Origin of the sequence: Amycolatopsis thailandensis (assembly GCF_042723255.1) — a bacterium.
Taxonomy (GTDB): Bacteria; Actinomycetota; Actinomycetes; order Mycobacteriales; family Pseudonocardiaceae; genus Amycolatopsis; species Amycolatopsis thailandensis.
In genome coordinates this window covers 78537-95735 of record NZ_JBHXJK010000007.1, presented here as the reverse complement: position 1 = coordinate 95735, position 17199 = coordinate 78537, and the positions used below count along the sequence as shown (strand labels likewise).

At 69.6% G+C, this 17199-nt stretch carries 11 protein-coding genes; 10 read left to right on the top strand and 1 reads right to left on the bottom strand.

What is annotated here, in order from left to right; all coding sequences use genetic code 11:
• The first annotated feature begins 7 nt into the window (after window positions 1–7).
• The 6 genes from ACFWMR_RS04770 (at window position 8) to ACFWMR_RS04745 (ending at window position 9459) form a co-directional block, all read left to right on the top strand.
• Window positions 8–1312, top strand: a complete 1305-nt coding sequence (locus ACFWMR_RS04770; protein ID WP_378377045.1) for a PrgI family protein — start codon at window positions 8–10, stop codon at window positions 1310–1312.
• Window positions 1313–1319: 7 nt separating this feature from the next.
• On the top strand, window positions 1320–3254 hold the full coding sequence (locus ACFWMR_RS04765) for a VirB4 family type IV secretion system protein (RefSeq protein ID WP_378377044.1): 1935 nt from the start codon (window positions 1320–1322) through the stop codon (window positions 3252–3254).
• 66 nt (window positions 3255–3320) lie between these two features.
• Window positions 3321–5876: a type IV secretory system conjugative DNA transfer family protein gene (locus tag ACFWMR_RS04760; protein ID WP_378377042.1), complete on the top strand. Its 2556-nt coding sequence runs from the start codon at window positions 3321–3323 to the stop codon at window positions 5874–5876.
• A gap of 127 nt (window positions 5877–6003) precedes the next feature.
• Window positions 6004–7086: a replication-relaxation family protein gene (locus tag ACFWMR_RS04755; protein WP_378377040.1), complete on the top strand. Its 1083-nt coding sequence runs from the start codon at window positions 6004–6006 to the stop codon at window positions 7084–7086.
• Window positions 7087–7147: 61 nt separating this feature from the next.
• A complete protein-coding gene (locus tag ACFWMR_RS04750; protein ID WP_378377038.1) occupies window positions 7148–8122 on the top strand; it encodes a C40 family peptidase in 975 nt (324 codons plus the stop codon).
• A 761-nt stretch (window positions 8123–8883) separates the two neighbouring features.
• The gene (locus ACFWMR_RS04745; protein WP_378377036.1) at window positions 8884–9459 is read left to right on the top strand and encodes a snapalysin family zinc-dependent metalloprotease; all 576 of its coding nucleotides are present in this window, start codon (window positions 8884–8886) and stop codon (window positions 9457–9459) included.
• A gap of 408 nt (window positions 9460–9867) precedes the next feature.
• On the opposite strand, the gene ACFWMR_RS04740 is transcribed toward ACFWMR_RS04745, so the two are convergent.
• Window positions 9868–12192: an AAA family ATPase gene (locus ACFWMR_RS04740; RefSeq protein ID WP_378377034.1), complete on the bottom strand. Its 2325-nt coding sequence runs from the start codon at window positions 12190–12192 to the stop codon at window positions 9868–9870.
• A gap of 930 nt (window positions 12193–13122) precedes the next feature.
• Here ACFWMR_RS04740 and ACFWMR_RS04735 point away from each other — a divergent pair.
• The 4 genes from ACFWMR_RS04735 to ACFWMR_RS04720 all read left to right on the top strand — a co-directional run bounded on the left by ACFWMR_RS04735 (window position 13123) and on the right by ACFWMR_RS04720 (window position 16945).
• Window positions 13123–13635, top strand: coding sequence for a hypothetical protein (locus tag ACFWMR_RS04735; protein WP_378377032.1), 513 nt, complete (start codon window positions 13123–13125; stop codon window positions 13633–13635).
• 6 nt (window positions 13636–13641) lie between these two features.
• Window positions 13642–14781, top strand: a complete 1140-nt coding sequence (locus ACFWMR_RS04730) for a hypothetical protein (protein ID WP_378377031.1) — start codon at window positions 13642–13644, stop codon at window positions 14779–14781.
• Between the two features lie 118 nt (window positions 14782–14899).
• Entirely contained in the window at window positions 14900–15388 is a 489-nt protein-coding gene (locus ACFWMR_RS04725; RefSeq protein WP_378377029.1) for a hypothetical protein, read from the top strand.
• Between the two features lie 648 nt (window positions 15389–16036).
• Complete coding sequence (locus ACFWMR_RS04720) at window positions 16037–16945, top strand: hypothetical protein (RefSeq protein ID WP_378377027.1); 909 nt, start codon at window positions 16037–16039, stop codon at window positions 16943–16945.
• Window positions 16946–17199 lie beyond the last annotated feature (254 nt).

The window sequence follows — 17199 nt, the reverse complement described above, 5'->3', positions numbered from 1 at the left end:
ACTCGCCATGACTTCTCCCGTGCGTGTGCCCGCCGACGTCGACCGCCCCGACCGGGTGCTCGGCCCCTTGACCGCCCGGCAGCTCGCGATTCTCGGCGTCGCCGGACTCGGGCTGTATGGCCTGTACTCGGTGACGCGGGCGTTCGTGCCGCTGCCCGTGTTCCTCCTCGTCGCCGTCCCGATCGGGATCACGGTCACCGTGCTGGCTCTCGGGCAGCGCGATGGCCTGCCCATGGACAAGCTCGCGCTCGCCGCGATCCGCCAGCGCCTGTCGCCGCGGCATCGAGTCGCCGCTCCCGACGGCGTCCGCGCGGCACCGGCCTGGCTGACTGCGCAGCGCGCCGACACCCGCACGGGAGGTCGCCGGGGACGGCGCCCGGTGACCGCGGCGGCTGCCGAGGCGGTGTCCCCGGCACCGCTGGAGCTGCCCGCTCATGGCGTGGCCGAGACCGGCGCGCACGCCGGGATCGTCGACCTCGGCGCCGACGGGCTCGCGGTCATCACCGTGTGCGGCACGGTCAACTTCTCGCTGCGGACACCCGGCGAGCAGGAGGCGCTCGTCGCGTCTTTCGCCCGCTACCTGCACTCCCTGACCGCGCCGGTACAGATCCTCATCCGCGCCGAACGGCTCGACCTCGCCCCGCAGATCGCCGAACTCCGGGCACACGCCGGCGGGCTTCCGCACCCCGCCCTGGAGGCCGCCGCCCGCGATCACGCGGACTACCTCACCGAGCTCACCGAGCACGCGGACCTGCTGCGCCGCCAAGTGCTGCTCGTGTTGCGCGAACCGGTGCGCACCGGCCCGGCCCCTGCCGCCGCGTCGAGCATGGTGCCGTGGCGACACCACCGCCGCGACGACAAACGGCCGAGGGATGACGGGGCGTGGCAGGCGGCCGAGCAACGCCTGCTGCGGCGTCTTGGCGAGGCCATCGAACTGCTCACCCCGGCCGGGATCGTCGCCACCCCGCTCGACGCCGCCGCCGCGACCGGCGTGCTCGCGGCGGCCTGCAATCCCGACACCTTCCTCCCACCATCCGCTGGCCTGGCCGGCGCGGACGAGGTCATCACCGCCACCACCACCTTCACCGACCTCTACGGCTCCGCTGTCGCCGACAACGACGCCGACGTCGCAACGGCCCCTCAGTCCCCCCGGCCAGCGGGTGCATCCGCCGCTGCAGCTACATCGCCCGCGCCCACCCGTCACGAGCCGCAACGACCCCGGCCGTCGCGTTCCAGCCGCTCGCAGGCGTCGGGCCCATGGCTGTCCGAGGACGAGGACTGGGACTACGACGACGAGATCGAAAGCAGGTAGAGATCCCATGGCACGCACCAGAAACCACGGCACAGCCGCACGGTCCGGGTCAGCGGGAGCGTTCACCCCGGACGCGCTGTCGGTGTCCGCCCGGCACCTCGAGGTCGGCAACGAGTTCGTCGCGAGCTTCGGGGTCACGGGCTATCCACAGGAGGTCTACCCCGGCTGGCTCGCGCCCCTGCTGACCTACCCCGCCCGGCTGGACGTGTCGGTCCATGTTCAACCGGTCGACCCGGCGACGGCGGCCAGCGGCCTGCGCAAGCAACGAGCCAAACTGGAATCCAGCAGGCGGCACAACGCACGGCATGACCGGCTCGACGACCCGGACCTCGACGCCGCCGCTGAGGACGCCGCCGACCTCTCGCGCAGCGTCGCCCGCGGCGACGGGAAACTCTTCAAATTCGGGCTCTATCTCACCGTGCACGCCCCGGACGAAACCTCGCTCGCCGAAGAGGTGTCGGCGCTGCGGTCGCTGTGCGCGTCGTTGCTGCTGGACGCGAAACCCGCGACGTATCGGGCGTTGCAGGGCTGGGTGAGCACTCTGCCACTCGGGCTGGACCCGCTCGGTCTGACGAGGACGTTCGATACCGCTGCGGTCAGCGCCGCGTTTCCGTTCACCTCGCCGGACCTGCCCCCGACCGACCCTGCCACCTCCGTCCCGTCCGGTGTGCTCTACGGCTACAACGTCGGCTCCTCGGGGCTGGTGCACTGGGATCGGTTCGCGTGCGACAACTACAACATGGTCGTGCTGGGCCGCTCCGGCGCGGGCAAGTCCTATCTCGTCAAACTCGAGACCCTGCGCAGCCTCTACCGCACCCTCGGCGACACCGAGAACGGGTGGGCAGGGGACGGGGTACAGGCGTTCGTCGTCGACCCCGAGGACGAGTACGCCCGGCTGGCCTCCCAGGTCGGCGGCACCTACGTCCACCTCGGCGCGGGCGGGGTCCGGCTGAACCCGTTCGACCTGCCCGTGCACGTCGGCGCGAACGGACGCCGCACCGCACCACAGGACGCCCTCAAGCGGCGCAGCTTGTTCCTGCACACCGTCTTGGCGGTGCTCTTCGGTACAGAGAACACCGCCGCCGAACGAGCCGTGCTCGACACCGCGATCACCGCCACCTACGCCAGCGCGGGCATCACCGGCGACGCCCGCACCTGGACCCGCCCGGCGCCGCTGCTGCGCGACCTGCGCGACACCCTCGCCGCCACCGGTGACCGCGGCGACACGGTGGCCGCCGACCTCGCCGCCCGGCTGCACCCGTTCGTCGACGGCTCGTTCGCCGACCTCTTCGACGGGCCCACCACCGCCACCCCGGACGGGCACCTCGTCGTGTTCTCCCTGCGGGACCTGCCCGACGAGCTGCGCGCGATCGGCACCCTGCTCGTGCTCGACGCGGTCTGGCGGCGGGTCTCCAACCCCGCGCACCGGCGGCCACGGCTGGTCGTGGTCGACGAGGCGTGGCTGCTCATGCAACAGCCTGAAGGCGCACGCTTCCTGTTCCGCATGGCCAAGGCCGCCCGTAAGCACTGGTGCGGGCTCACCGTGGCCACCCAGGACACCGCCGACGTGCTCAGCAGCGACCTGGGCAAAGCCATCGTGTCCAACGCGGCCACCCAAGTGCTGTTACGCCAGGCACCCCAGGCCATCGACGAGATCGCCGACGCCTTCGACCTCTCCGCCGGAGAGCGGCAGTTCCTGCTGTCGGCCGACCGCGGCCAGGGCCTGTTGTCCTCGGGCACGCAGCGGGTGGCGTTCCAATCGCTGGCCTCACCCACGGAAAACTTCCTCGTCACCACCGACCCCGCCGAACTCGCCACGTTCGCCGACCAAGACCCCGATGCCACCGACAACGGCCTCGCCGACGCCTACATCGACCTCGGCCCCGCCGAGGCGGCCGTCGACGCCGGCGACGCGGGACCGGTCGACATCATTCCCGAGTAGTTCCGGCCTCGTGCCGCACTCGACTTTTGCCTCTTCTCACACGAGTTTCCGGAAGGAAGTTCCGTCATGCCCGTGCACACCTCTGCACTCCAGGTGCCCCAGACCTGGGTGAGTGACTATCTGCGGGACCCGGGCAGTGCCACCGGTCGCCTGCTCGCCGCCGCGGGCGACTGGGCGCTGACCTGGGGACCGGTCATCGTCCCGGGCCTGGCTTTGGCCCTGGTGAGCGCGGTCGTGGCGCGGCGCTGGTGGCGCACCCGCCACCACACCGCGCTGCTGGCCGATGCTCGGCGGATCACCGTGCTCGCCCCGCCGACCGTCGATCCCGCCGGAGGGGCCGCGGTCTGGTCCAACCTCGTCGGCCTGCTCCGCCCCGCCTGGCGGCGGCTCTGGACGGGGCAACCTCATCTGGCGATGGAGTACGTGTTCGGCGAGCACGGTGTCACCGTCCAATTCTGGGTCCCCGGCGTCATCCCCCCTTCACTGGTGGAACGGGCGATCGAGGCCGCCTGGCCCGGCTCCCACACCCGCACCCAGCCCGCCACCTCACCGTTCCCCATCGTGGAGACTGGGCGCCGGCGGATCACCGTCGGCGGCCAGCTGCGCCTCGCCCGCACCGAGGCCCTCCCGATCCGCACGGCGTTCGACGCCGACCCGATCCGAGGGCTGCTCGGCGCACCGGTCGGGCTAGGACGGGACGAGCGGGCCTGCGTGCAAATCCTGGCCCGCCCGGTCACCGGCCGCCGCGTCTCCCAGGCCCGCCGAGCCGCCCGCCGGGTCCACCACGGATCCTCGGGGCGCCTCGGGGGCCGGATCCTCGACGCGATCACCCCCGGCGTAAACGCCACCCGCACTCGCCGGACCTCGGACTCGCGCAGAATCAGCCAGGATCCACAGCTGTCGCTGGAATATTCGACGCAGAACAAAGCGATCGTCGGGAAACAGCGAGGATCCCAGTACGAGACGGTGATCCGGTACGCCGTGGCCACCGACCTCCCCACCGACGCGGCAGACGACCTGGTCCGCCAAGCCCGCGACACCGCACGCGGGCGGGCGCACGCGCTCGCGGCCGCGTTCGCCGCCTACACCGACCACAACCACTACACCCGGACCCGCCTGCGCCACCCTGCCCGCGCGCTCGCCGACCGGCGCCTCGGCCGCGGCGACCTGCTCTCCGTGCCGGAACTCGCGGCGCTGGCGCACCTGCCGACCGACGCCGAGATCCCCGGCGTGGAACGCGCGGGAGCCAAAGCCGTCGCCCCACCACCGGGCATCCCCGCCCCGGGCCCGGGTGTGATGCCGCTGGGGCAGTCCGACACCGGCCATGCCCGCCCGGTCGGGCTGCGGCTCGCCGACGCCCGCTACCACCTGCACCTCATCGGCCCGACCGGCTCCGGGAAATCCACCCTGCTCGGGCAGATCATCCTCGACGACGTCGACGCACACCGTGGTGTCGTGCTGATCGACCCGAAAGGCGACCTGGTCACCGACATCCTCAACCGGCTCCCCCGCAGTGCCGCCGACCGGGTGGTGCTGTTCGACGCCGACTCCCGCCACCGCCCACCCATCCTCAACCCCCTGGAGGGTGGGGAAACCGACCGCGAGGTCGACAACCTCGTCTCCGTCTTCCGCCGCGTGTACTCGGCGTTCTGGGGGCCGCGCACCGACGACCTCATGCGCGCCGCCTGCCTCACCCTGCGCGCCCAGGAAGCCGCACCCACCCTGGCCGACCTGCCGAAACTGCTCACCAGCGAAGCGTTCCGGTCCCGCATCACCAGCGGGCTGACCGACCCGGTGCTGCGCGGATTCTGGGAGTGGTACGACGAACTCACCGACTCCAGCCGCTCGCAGGTGATCTCGCCGCTGATGAACAAACTGCGCGCGTTCTTGCTGCGGCCCTTCGTGAAAGAAGCCATCGCCGGAGGACGGTCCACAGTGGACATGGCGCAGGTGCTCGACGAAGGCGGGATCTGCCTCGTACGCATCCCCAAAGGCTCCCTCGGGGAAGAGACCACGCGGCTGGTCGGATCGCTAGTGGTGGCGCGCACCTGGCAGGCCACCACCGCCCGTGCCCGCGTCCCGCAGCGCCTGCGCCCCGACGCGCACACCATCATCGACGAATGCCACAACTTCCTGAATCTCCCCTACCCCATGGAAGACATGCTCGCCGAATCCCGCGCGTTCCGGAACGGATTCATCCTCGCCCACCAGCACCTCGGCCAGCTATCCCGAGAACTCAAGGAAGGCCTCTCCACCAACGCCCGCAACAAAATCATCTACTCCTCCTCCCCCGAAGACGCCCGCGAACTCGCCCGCCACACCACACCCCGCCTCTCCGAACACGACCTGTCCCACCTCGGCGTCTACCACGCCGCCGCACGCCTGGTCGTGCACGGCGAGGAAACCGAGCCCTTCACCATGACCACCGCGCCCCTACCCGACCCCATCCCCGGGCGGGCCCGCGAAATCCGGGCCGCGCTCCGCGCCCAGCGCCGCACACACACGACCACGACCGGTGACAGCGGCACAACACCCCCAGCGGACACCAACGCAACACAGCCCGGACACGGGCTTCCGCCGCCCCGCCCACCCAGGACCGACCCACGCCGCACCCGACCCTAGACACCCACACCGCGAACTTCCCTCGCACGACAAGGAAACAGCCACTCGCACCCAGTCCTCGGCCGGCCTGCAGCGGTCCTGTCCACAGCACTTGTCCACAGCCTGTTCACAACCACGGGAGTGCCCGTTGATCACGACCACCACCCGCCAGCACACCTTGCGAGATCACCTGCCCGGACGTCACACCGCCCGCGCCGCCAGTTCCGTTGAGCACCAAGCCATGCTCGCCTCCCGCCTCACCGCCCGCGACAAATGGCTACTCGCTCTGCTGCACGAACACCGGGTCCTGACGAGCTTCCAGATCCAGGACACCGCCTTCCCGTCCGGCCGCTCGGCACGCCAGCGGATACGGGATCTCTACCTCTGGCGCGCGGTATCGCGGTTCCAGCCCTTCCAGCAACTCGGCTCCGCACCCATGCACTACGTCCTCGGCCCGGCCGGCGCCGCCGTGCTCGCCGCCGAACACGGACTCGAGGTTAAAGAACTCGGCTACCGGCACGACCGCGCCATGGCCATCGCCCACAACCAGCGCCTCGCCCACACCGTCGGCGTCAACGACTTCTTCACCTCCCTGATCGCCCGCCCCCGCCACAGCCGGGCAGATGAGGCGCTCGTGGCGTGGTGGTCGGAAGCCCGCTGCGCCCGCCACTTCGGCGACCTCGTCATCCCGGACGGCTACGGCCGCTGGCGCACCCGCCACCCCGGCTCCACACGCGAGGTGGAGTGGTTTCTCGAATTCGACACCGGCACCGAGTCCCTGACCAAGGTCGGACGCAAGCTGGCCGGATACGCGCGGCTGGCCGAGTCGACCGGGATCGCGACACCGGTGCTGGTGTGGCTCCCGACCACCCGGCGTGAAGCCGGAGCCCGCACCGCCTTAGCCCGGGTGCACGCCGGACTCGACGACCCTCACACGGTGCCCGTGGCCACCGCCGCGGCCGACCTGCTCGACCCCGCCGCACCGCATCCCAGCCCCGCCGAGGCGGTCTGGCTGCCACTGACCTCCGCGCGCGTCAGCCGCACCGGCCCGCGCTACAGCCTCGCCGACCTCGCCGACGCCTGGCCCGGCCTGGCGCCACCGGCCGGCCCCGGCACCGAAGACAGCGAGAGCGGCGACGCCGCGGCAGCGGCCTCGCCGTACCGGCTGCCACCACCGAGTCCGTTCCCGCCGCGGGCGACGCCGAACCGGATCGCGCGCGGCGAGCACTGACCCGGGAGCGCCAACTCGCCCGAAACAAGTCTTGTCGCTGTGAAAGGAGCGTGATCCAGCCATGGGAAGCAAACTCGGCGCCGCCGTCGCCGCAGTGGTCCTCGCCATCCCGTTGCTCATCGGCACCGGAATAGCCGGCATCGTCAGCACGTTGACCGGCGGCAACGGCACGAGTTCGCTGATCTGCACGCCCGACGGGACACCGACCGGCACCGTTGCGGGCCTGACCGCCGAGCAGATGGGCAACGCCGCCACCATCGTCGCGGTCGGCACACAGATGCGCGTGCCCGAACCGGGCTGGGTGGTCGCGATCGCCGCCGCGATGCAGGAATCCAAGCTCCGCAACCTGCGCTACGGCGACCGCGACTCCCTCGGACTTTTCCAGCAACGCCCCTCGATGGGCTGGGGCAGCCCGCAACAGATCACCACCCCGACTTACGCCGCGACCAAGTTCTTCGAACGCCTCACCGCCACACCGGACTGGCAGTCCATGACCGTCAACGACGCCGCACAAACCGTGCAGGGCTCAGGATTTCCCAACACCTACGCCCAACACGAGGACACGGCGCGCGCGATCGTCGTCGCGGTCTCCGGGGTCCGCTGTCAGCCCTCGTCCGCGATGGCCGGAACTGGTGACTGCGACAACATCCAGGCGCCGAACGCCGCCGCGATGACCGCGATCAACTACGCGTGCGGGCAACGCGGGCTGCCGTACGTGTGGGGCGGCAACGGTCCGTTGAACGGCGACAGCGGATTCGACTGCTCAGGCCTGACCAAAGCCGCCTACAACGCGGCCGGAATCTCCCTTCCCCGAACCGCGCACACCCAATACCACGCCGGACCACGAGTACCCGACAGGGCTCTGCTGCCAGGCGACCTCGTCTTCTACGGCCAACCTTCGAAAATCCGGCACGTAGGGATCTATATCGGGCAGGGAAAGATGGTGAACGCCCCAACCTTCGGCCAGCCTGTTCAAATCGACGAATATCGCCGTCCCCACGACGACTACGCCGGTGCCACACGACCCGCACCATGAAGGAAAATTCATTGTACTTTCCGGAGGAACATGACATGTTCCACACCTAAATGATATGTGTCTTATCTCTTGATCAGATGTCGTGGAAAGTTTCCCAGGCTACTTCGCTACAGTGCGCGTTCTTACACGCCGTGCAGTCGAAGGGCCGTGCCCGTTGTCTGTGTCGCAGTTGAAGTTCCCGGAGGTCAGGGAGCGACAGTGGGGTCGGTCCAGTCCAGTGACGGCAAATCTTCTCCGTGGCGTAGTTCCGTTCGCATCACGGGCGGCGTCACTACTCGGGTTTCCCTCCGCGTCTGGATGCTGTTGCTGCAGGTAGCCCAGTCGTTCCGTGGGCTGGCCACGTAACGGGTGTTTCTGACCCAACACGGCGGGCTGAGGAAGAGCACTGTGAGTGGCGCATGGATACCGTGAGTCCACATAGGAGGAGAGTCGGTTCGACTTCCCTGGGTGTGGTCGGCGAGCACGTTCGGGTCGCGTTCACCGGCGATCAACGCGTCAATGATCGACCGGCCCGAGACCGACAGGATGTGGCAGCGGCGGTGGGCAGCTTGATCCCGGCATCAGGAATTTCCGGTCGTTCTCCGGAACTGCTGGGAGTTGTTGCGGTGAAGGCCTTGTCGACCCCGGGGACGAGTAGCACGATCGGGCTACCCCCACCAGAAAGGCAAGACGAACATTCGTATTCGATTTAGAACTCAGGAACCTCCTATGTGGAACTCAGGCACCTGAGTGATCCCTTCCCTGCAACCCGAAGGAGTCCCATGTCTCCCCGAAAGTTCTTGCGCGCCCTCGCAGTAAGTGTTCCGCTCCTGTTCGGCCTGGTCGCAGTGCCGACGGCGACCGCGGCGGTGCCGACGGCGACCGCACCAGCGCCTGCCGCCGCCGCGGCCAGGACCGTGTACTACAGCGCGTCGGCCTATGGCGGCGAAGCGGACCAGGCAGCCGCGATCTGGAATCGCAGCGTGCCCAACCTGCGGCTGGTCCGCAGCGGCAACGGGTCGATCAGGATCTCGGGCACGTCCGGCGGCGGCTCGCGCGCGTACATGTGCGGCCTCGGGTGCGCCACGATCTACATCGACCGCCAGGACATCGCCCGCGGCAACTCCTCGTTGCGGATCGTGTCCCACGAGATGGGCCACGGACTCGGCCTCCGCGACAACTACAACGGCGTCTGCTCGCAGCTGATGTCCGGCGGCAGCGCGGGTACGGGCTGCCGCAACCCCTACCCTGACTCGCGGGAGGCTGGGCTGGTGAACCAGTGGTTCGGTGGATACGCCGGATCGATGGCCGCCACCCCGCAGAACTCCTCCGGAGTGTCCTCGGTCTACTCGCGGTAGGCGAGCTGACTGAAGTCCCGGCGGGATGACGCAACTCCCGCCGGGACTTCTCCACACCGATCACCGAATAGTGGGCCCCTGCGACCCGGATTACGGTTCAAGGTGACGGCAACACAGCGCGCATATCTTCTCCGGTCAGGTGTCGGTGCTGGACGGGGCGGTGACGTTCGTGCCCAGATGTTCAGGCACGGACTGCAGTTCGGCTGAACGGTGGTGGCGCGGGGAGTCCTGATCGTTTGGGAGTCCCCGACGGTCTCGGCGGCCTCGCCGACCTGGATTGCCGCTGCTGCTGATCACTGTTGAACACATGACGGCCCGGAACGGGTGCGGGGATCGCTGTGGCGGACCGGGTCCGTTGGTGTCGGCGCGCACGCCCGTCGCCAGGAACGACGGGCATCGCGGCCGGACTTATCGAACCTCGACGGCGATCTCGGGCAGCGCGGAGGCCAGGTCGGCGCGCAGGCGGATCACTGCGGCATCGGCTCGGCCGGGGTCGGTGCCGCGCCCGCACACCCGCTCCACTTCGGCCAGCGCTTCACGCGCGTGCAACTCGAACACGGGTGACCCGGCTACCTCGGTGATGCCCAGCGCCTCGTCGACCAGCGACCGCGACCGGGCGTGGGCACCCCGGTGCGCGTCCACCACGGCCGCGACGCGCAGCGCGTCCACCAGTCCGGGTACGTGCACCGCAGCCCGGGACCGCAGAACGGCGGAGGACGCGACGGCGCTGGCGCGGTTCAGGTCACCCGCGGCCAGGTGGGCTGCGGCGACGGTCGGCAGCATCTCGGTGACATACCACTCCGGGACGGGGTCGCGGTCGAGCAGCGGTCCCAGATACCGCAGAGCGTTCTGCGGGCGGCCCGCCCGGACCTCCAGCACCGCACGTGCGGTGGTCGCGCGCCGGACGATGTCGAGTTCCTGGGGGAGGGCGACGACGAGGCGCAGGTCAGCCCGCGCCTCGTCGAAGCGATGGGCGAGGATCAGCATCTCGACGCGGTTGAGCCGGGCCCATGCCTCCGCCCACCGCGACGTCGCCGAGCCCACCTCGATGGCCCGCGCGTACTGGTCCAGCGCGGGGCCCCAGTCCCCGAAGCAGTACGCACAGACCGCCAGGTTGCCCTCGGTGCGGGCGACGAGGGCGCGGTCACCAGCACGACGGGCCTCGTCGAGCACCTGCCGGAAGTACCGGTCCGCCTGCCGCAAGCGTCCCGCGTAGAAGTGTGAGATGGCCAGCCCGGTGCGAGCGTGCCCGGCCAGCGAGTCGTCGGCCTGGCGCACGGCGAGCGACTCGGCGGCGTGCAGGTCGGCGATCGCCGCGGAGCCTCGCCCGATCATGCGCCCCGCCAGCCCCCGCCACAGATAGGCAGATGCCAGCACGGAGAGGTCGTCGGAGGCCGCGGCCGGGCCGACCGCGAGATCAGCCTCGCGCGCCGACTCCGCGAACCGGCCCAAGCCGTACAGGTCGGACGCGGTGGACGTGCGCACCTGAGCCAGGCTCTTGGCGTCGCGCCGCTCGTGCACCACCGCCGGGACCAGCCCCCGGTCCACCTCACACCGGCGTCCGGTGGCCAGCCCGTCCCGCAGCACGCGGGCGACCACCTCGTCGACGAGGCGTGCCCCGTCGCCGTCGTCACGGACGAGCCCGGCGGCGATCGCCGGAGCGAGGTCGTCGTCACCGGGGAGGGTGACGGGGTCCACGGAGGTCCCGGCGGCGAGCACGTCGAGCGCGGCGACCGTCTGTGCGGGCAGGGCCATGATCCGGTCCCGCACGACGTGGACGAGCTCCCACGGCAGCTCGTCGGACCATGCGTCGGACATGCTCGCCAGCGCTCGGCCCAGGTGCTCCAGGTACAGCGGGACACCCCCGGCGACGCGCAGCGCGCGGATCCGGCCGGGCGCGAGCACCTCAGCGCCACCGGTCGCGCGGTCCAGCACAGCCTCGGCGGCCGAGGGAGTGAGCGGACCGACGCCGACGTGGGTGACCGCGTCCGCGCCCACCAGTTCGGACACGAAGCCGGACAACGGGTGACCGACCCCGACCTCGGTCCCCCGGTACGCGGCGAGCACCCGCACTCTCCGGCTCTCCCGGACGACGGACGCGAGCGTGGCCAGCCCCTCATCGGTGATCCACTGCAGGTCATCGAGGACCAGCAGCACGTGGCCGCGGCGAGCTAGCCGGTCCACCCTGACGGCCGCAGTGTCGGCGTCGGACCCCCCCTGGTCGGCAGCGGCCAGCGTGGGGAACAGCGGAGCGCCGGCGTGTCCGCCGAAGCGGTGGCATGCCCCGGAGAGGACCGGCACGTCGGACATCCGGGCCAGCCGGGTTGCCTCCTGGAGCAGCTGGGTCTTCCCGATCCCCGGTGGGCCGGTAAGCAGGAGCACTTGGCGGACCGTCTTCCCTGCCAAGTGCGCAAGGATCGACCGGAGTTCCGCGTCGCGCCCGAGCGGCATGCCTCGATCGGGATCCGGGCCTTCGTGCAAGCCTGGGCGCCGGACGCGGCCTGCAGCGCCGATCATCCGATCCCGGTCCTGGGTGGACAGTTCGAGTGCCTCGACGAGGCTGCGCAGGGTGAACGCGCGGGGTGGCCGCCCGCCGCGCTCCAGCGCGCGGATGCCTCTGGCGCTGAGGCCCGCCCGGTCGGCCAGTTCCTCCTGCGTCAGCCCGGCCTGGCGCCGGAGGCGATTGAGTATCCACCCGAACTCCTCCGGCGCGGTGTCCTCCGAACCAGTCACGACGGTTACCTCCTCACCAAATGCCGGGGTGTCATCGTGCGCGCCAGGAGCCGCGATGTCGAGCTAGTGCCGCCCGGAGTTCCGGAAGTTCCGGTTCCGGACCAAGGCGGGCCACAGCTCCCCTCACCGGCTTCCCGCCGAAGCGGCAGGAACGGTGCTGCCACGATCGAAACGAAACTCCATCCTGCTGAGATCAGCGCGGCGATCGGCCAGGTTGTGAGTAACGACCTCAGCGACCCCGGGTACCGGCTCACGATCCAAGCGTCAACCAAGCCACCCTCGTCCGGCAGCTGCAACGCCTCGAAACCAACATCGGCGCAGCGCTCTACCACCGCGCCACCACCCGCACAACCCATGCGTCCCACCCGACGCGGCACAGCACTACTACACGCACTCGAACGCCCCGACGCCCAACGGCACCTCGCCACCGTAATCACCCACGGCACCAAAGCCAGCGATCAACAACAACGGAAGCCGCAGGAAGGGCAACCAAATGATCACCTCAATCAGGAAAGGACAAAAGGTACAGCGGCATGGAAGGCGCTGCCCACGTCGCGAGTACGCGAACGTAGGCAACACCAATCTCTAGCAACGGCTAGCCGCAAGGAAGCGCCTGTCGTCCAGGCACGCACCGGACGACAGGCGCCGCCGAGATTTCTCCAGATTGCAGACTAGTTGTTGGTGACGATGTACAGCTCGTCGCCGGTCGCGCATTCCAGAACGCCTCGCCCTATCCCGGGGTTGCCGAGGCAAAACCTATACAACGCTTGACATACCGACATGCATGGAGCGTCCCTGGACATGTCATAGCGCGAATTAAGCGCAGGCGCTACCAAAGGGGATGTCTCATCCATGGGGTTAAACCACGCTGCCGTTCATAGCCACAGCAAAGCATTTCCGGGGTTGCCGGACAAAGAAGTGTGGGTCGCGATGCCCTATAAACCGGCATTCCCCGGCATCATCCCCGCCGACGAGTCGCCACCTGGCGTCATTGGCGATCGTGCCCGCTTCCCCACCCTGCACAACCTGACGTGCGACGCCGAAATCGGCTTGCGATGCCGCCCTGCCGTCGCGCGCTGGATCGGGATTTATCTGGAGTCGTACTACGGCCCCGCCCAGTACCGCTTCACCTGGTCCGGGGACGTCCTGGAAATCCACGACGCCCTGGGAGGCGGGGACGACGAATCCCCTTCGCGCGTGATCCGTCCCGGGAACGACGGCCGTTACGAGATCCGCGATCTCTGGTACCCCCTGGCACCGACGGCGATCGGCGAACTGCACCAACGGCATCCCGACGCCCTGGCCTCGCTGGCACTCGACGCCGCCCCTGCTCCGGTTCCGCACATGCTGGTGTACCTGACCGATCATCCCGGCGCCCCGTCGAGCCTGCGGCGGAACATCGAGACCGCGCTGGCGGCATCAGCCACCGAACCGGGGCGGTGACCTCCGATGGCTTCGGTGGTCACCGCGTACGACGTTCCCGAGATCCGGGCCCGGATGACCGAATGGGCCCGGGACCCCGGAACGGACGGTGCGGGCAACTGGTTCCGGTTCTTCGTCGGCCCCCGGCCCGAGGACTCGGCGGGAGAGCCCGCGTTCCCGCCGCTGGACGACGTCGGCGCCACGATCACGGACACGCTCCGCGCCCAGATTCCCGCCGCCGAGCTGTTCTACGTCTCCGCCAACCTGACCGACCTCGCGAGCCACGCCGCAAGCACCCTGGCCGACTATCGCCTCCATCCCGAAGACCTGCCCGCACCGGTGGGCTTCCTGGTCTATGAGCACCCGCCCGTCGCCCAGACCGCGAGCGCCCGGCACGACGCCGTCTCTGTTGTCTCGTGGGGCCCGGGCCGTGGCGGCTTGTGGGTCCAAGCCTGGGGCACTGTGCCCGACCCGGAGCCACCAGCGGTCGAGGTGGGACGCGGACTCGCCCGCCTGCCCCGCGACTACGCCCTGTCGCAGATGCGGAAAGCCGCCGCGATGAACCTGCCGCTACCCGCATCGGACAACAAGCCCGCCAGCCACGACGACGCCGTCGACCAGGGCGCCAAACACATCCTGGCCACGTTCCTGCGTAACGCCGAACGCGCACCGATTCCGCCGTCGTTCGCCCCACCGCACGGCTACGAGTGGTGCGGCCTGACCCCCATGCTGTTCACCGACATGAAGGGCTGGCCCAGCTCGCTGACCGAAGGAACCTCCGCCGTCGACATCGACGCGCAGATCGCCCTCCAGCGCACCATCCTCACCACCTGGCTACTGCTGGGCCAGACCCTCGTGCGATCCGAACACACCCGCGCGCCCCGCGCCGCCCGCCGCCGCATCGAACGCTACGACCCCGCCCTCGGCACAGCCGTGCGCCTCGTCGACCTCCGGCGCGCCCGCACCACGCCCGCCGACCGAGCCAAGGGCGATGTCGGCGCAGGCACCCGCGAATACCACCACAGCTGGGTCGTGCGCGGCCACTGGCGCAACCAGTACTACCCGAGCCGACAAGATCACCGCCCCGTCTGGATCGCCGACCACTTCGCCGGACCAGAAGACAAACCCCTCATCGGCGGCGAACGCGTCAACGTCCTGCGCCGCTAACCCCGGAGAGACACCGCCCGCTACCCACACACCCACGTGGCGCGAGCTGGGCCATGACTGTCCACAACAGACGACCTGCACCCGTAGGTGACCGGAAAACAAGGAAGGGAAACAGAACATGACCACCACAGAAGGCACCAGCGCCCCGGTGACCGAACCAGCACCCGCCCCCGTGGCGATCATCGGCGACCTCTACGGCGACACCGCCGAGCTGCCGCTTCGGGACATCGCCGCCCGCATCCGCGAAGACCTCGTCGCCGTCCAGGACGACGACATGATCCACGCCGACGCGGAATTCGCGATCACGGTCGACGAATCCGGCCCGCAGAACCAGATCCACATCACGATCTCGGGCCTGCCCCACAGCGATCACGGCACCGCCGACGCACCGACCATGGACATCACCCAGGACGTGTTCCGGGTGGCGTTCGCACTGGCTGGCCACTACAACCGGTTCACCAGCAGCCCCTATCAGCTGCGGTACCTCGTAGTCATCCACGCCGTCCACGACAGCGGCACCGTGTATGCCGAAGGCGTCGGCGCCATCGGGCTCTGGGGAACACTGCCCCAGCCCGAACCCGCGGAAGCACCCTCCGGCAACAGGTAAGAGGTGCCCGAGGCGACAACAAGCCCACTACGGGGCGCGGCAGTCATGAGGCCGTGCCCCGTATTGGGCTTACGGCGACGGGTCAATGACGGACTTGACTTCGCGCATTGACGGAAGCATCAATGGTGGCAACTCCGAGCCCTATCCTGCGCACCGCGAGCCTCTGGGCGAAGGCGTCACGCGGGCAGAGCGTCGCCTCAACTGAGAGGGGAAAGACAATGCCGGGTATGAGCGCCTGTCGCCGTCACCGTGGCGTTCACAAGGTGGACAACGACCATTTCGATGACGGTCACTACCGGGCCTACGGGTTCAAGCGCGGATACGGCCGCGCCCATAACGGCAAGAGCGGAGGGCGTATCAGGCGTCGTCTTGTCCGCCGCCGGGAAAACCTCGCGTGGCGTCGCGACCACAACTAGTGACAGCCTTCTTTGGCTGGTTGCCGTTGCCATGTGACACGTCACCGGTTAGCCAACAAGCAAGCGCTGTCCACAGGAGACACGTGTCTTGTTTGACGGATCGCTTGACAATAGCGCGGTAACGAAGCGTCCATAGACGTGTAGCCCGAACAACCGGATGCGCACCGGCGGGCCAAACGCCCCGGCCGGGGCATGACCATTCCCATTCCACACCTAACGCATGGAGTCCGTCATGTCCCGCAAGAACCACACCACCCCGACACCCGACGCCACCGACAGCAACCGCCACCTGCATGCCGTGTCCGATGCGCCCGGCACGCAGAACGCGCCCACCACGGAAGACAAAGTGCGGGCGGCGCTGACCGCCAATCCCGCCTCCACGACCGCCGCACTGGCGATGGCCGCCGGGGTCGGCCGTTCGACCGCCGCGAAAATCCTGGCCCGCTGGGGACGCGACGGCACCGCGATCCGGACAGCCGGAGACGGCCCGCGCAATCCCGACACCTGGGTGCTCGCCCCGTCGACCCGCGATGCCGCACCCGGCACCGAGGACACGCGATCGGACACCACAGCGAGCGACGCCACCGACGGCACCGAGGCGGCAGAGGAGACCACCGCCGACACCGACGGCGCGACCATCGCGGACACCACGGCAGCGCAGGACACCACCACCGGGTCCGACGCCGCCGACGACGACACGGAGTCCCCCGCCCCGGACACCACCAACGACACGGGCGGCTCGGCAGCCGACGTCGAGAACGACACCAGCCCGGTACCCGACACCGCGCCGGAGGATCCGGCCGACAGCACGACCGGGACCGAGCCGTCTTCGGCGGAACCGCCTGCGGTCGCCGACCCCACGGACACCGCCCACCCGGACAAGGACCGACTGCCCAAGGGCGGACTGCGAGCCATGGTGGAGGAGTACCTGACCGAACACCCGGGCGAGGACTTCGGGCCCGCCAAAATCGGCAAGGACCTCAGCCGTTCGGGCGGCGCGGTCAACAACGCCCTGGAGAAGCTCGTCGCCGACGGGTACGCGCGCAAAACCTGCGAGGCGCCGAAGCGGTTCGCCATCAACCCGGACAAGACCGATGTCCCGAACACGAATAACGACGCCGAACCCGCGCTGAAAGCCTGACGGCTCGCCCGCCTGGATCCGCGCGCAGGACCGCCGCCCCGCCCCAGGGGCAACCGGTCCTGCGCGCGGATCTTTCCTGCCTCCGGCGCGTAAGTCGAGGCCTCGATAGAACTGTGGATAACCTGCGACGCCGGGTGTTAACCGGTGGGGCTTTCCCAAGCGGATGGAACCTTCGCCGCGCCCCATTCGGCACGGGCGGTGACACCTATTCCCGCCGCCGTAGGCCGCGTCGTGCCCTGCCCCGAACGCAGGGC

Coding starts and splice junctions, on each gene's coding strand:
- ACFWMR_RS04765 (WP_378377044.1), top strand. CDS start 1,320: ATGGCACGCACCAGAAACCACGGCACAGCCGCACGGTCCGGGTCAGCG.
- ACFWMR_RS04760 (WP_378377042.1), top strand. CDS start 3,321: ATGCCCGTGCACACCTCTGCACTCCAGGTGCCCCAGACCTGGGTGAGT.
- ACFWMR_RS04745 (WP_378377036.1), top strand. CDS start 8,884: ATGTCTCCCCGAAAGTTCTTGCGCGCCCTCGCAGTAAGTGTTCCGCTC.
- ACFWMR_RS04730 (WP_378377031.1), top strand. CDS start 13,642: ATGGCTTCGGTGGTCACCGCGTACGACGTTCCCGAGATCCGGGCCCGG.
- ACFWMR_RS04750 (WP_378377038.1), top strand. CDS start 7,148: ATGGGAAGCAAACTCGGCGCCGCCGTCGCCGCAGTGGTCCTCGCCATC.
- ACFWMR_RS04735 (WP_378377032.1), top strand. CDS start 13,123: ATGCCCTATAAACCGGCATTCCCCGGCATCATCCCCGCCGACGAGTCG.
- ACFWMR_RS04725 (WP_378377029.1), top strand. CDS start 14,900: ATGACCACCACAGAAGGCACCAGCGCCCCGGTGACCGAACCAGCACCC.
- ACFWMR_RS04720 (WP_378377027.1), top strand. CDS start 16,037: ATGTCCCGCAAGAACCACACCACCCCGACACCCGACGCCACCGACAGC.
- ACFWMR_RS04770 (WP_378377045.1), top strand. CDS start 8: ATGACTTCTCCCGTGCGTGTGCCCGCCGACGTCGACCGCCCCGACCGG.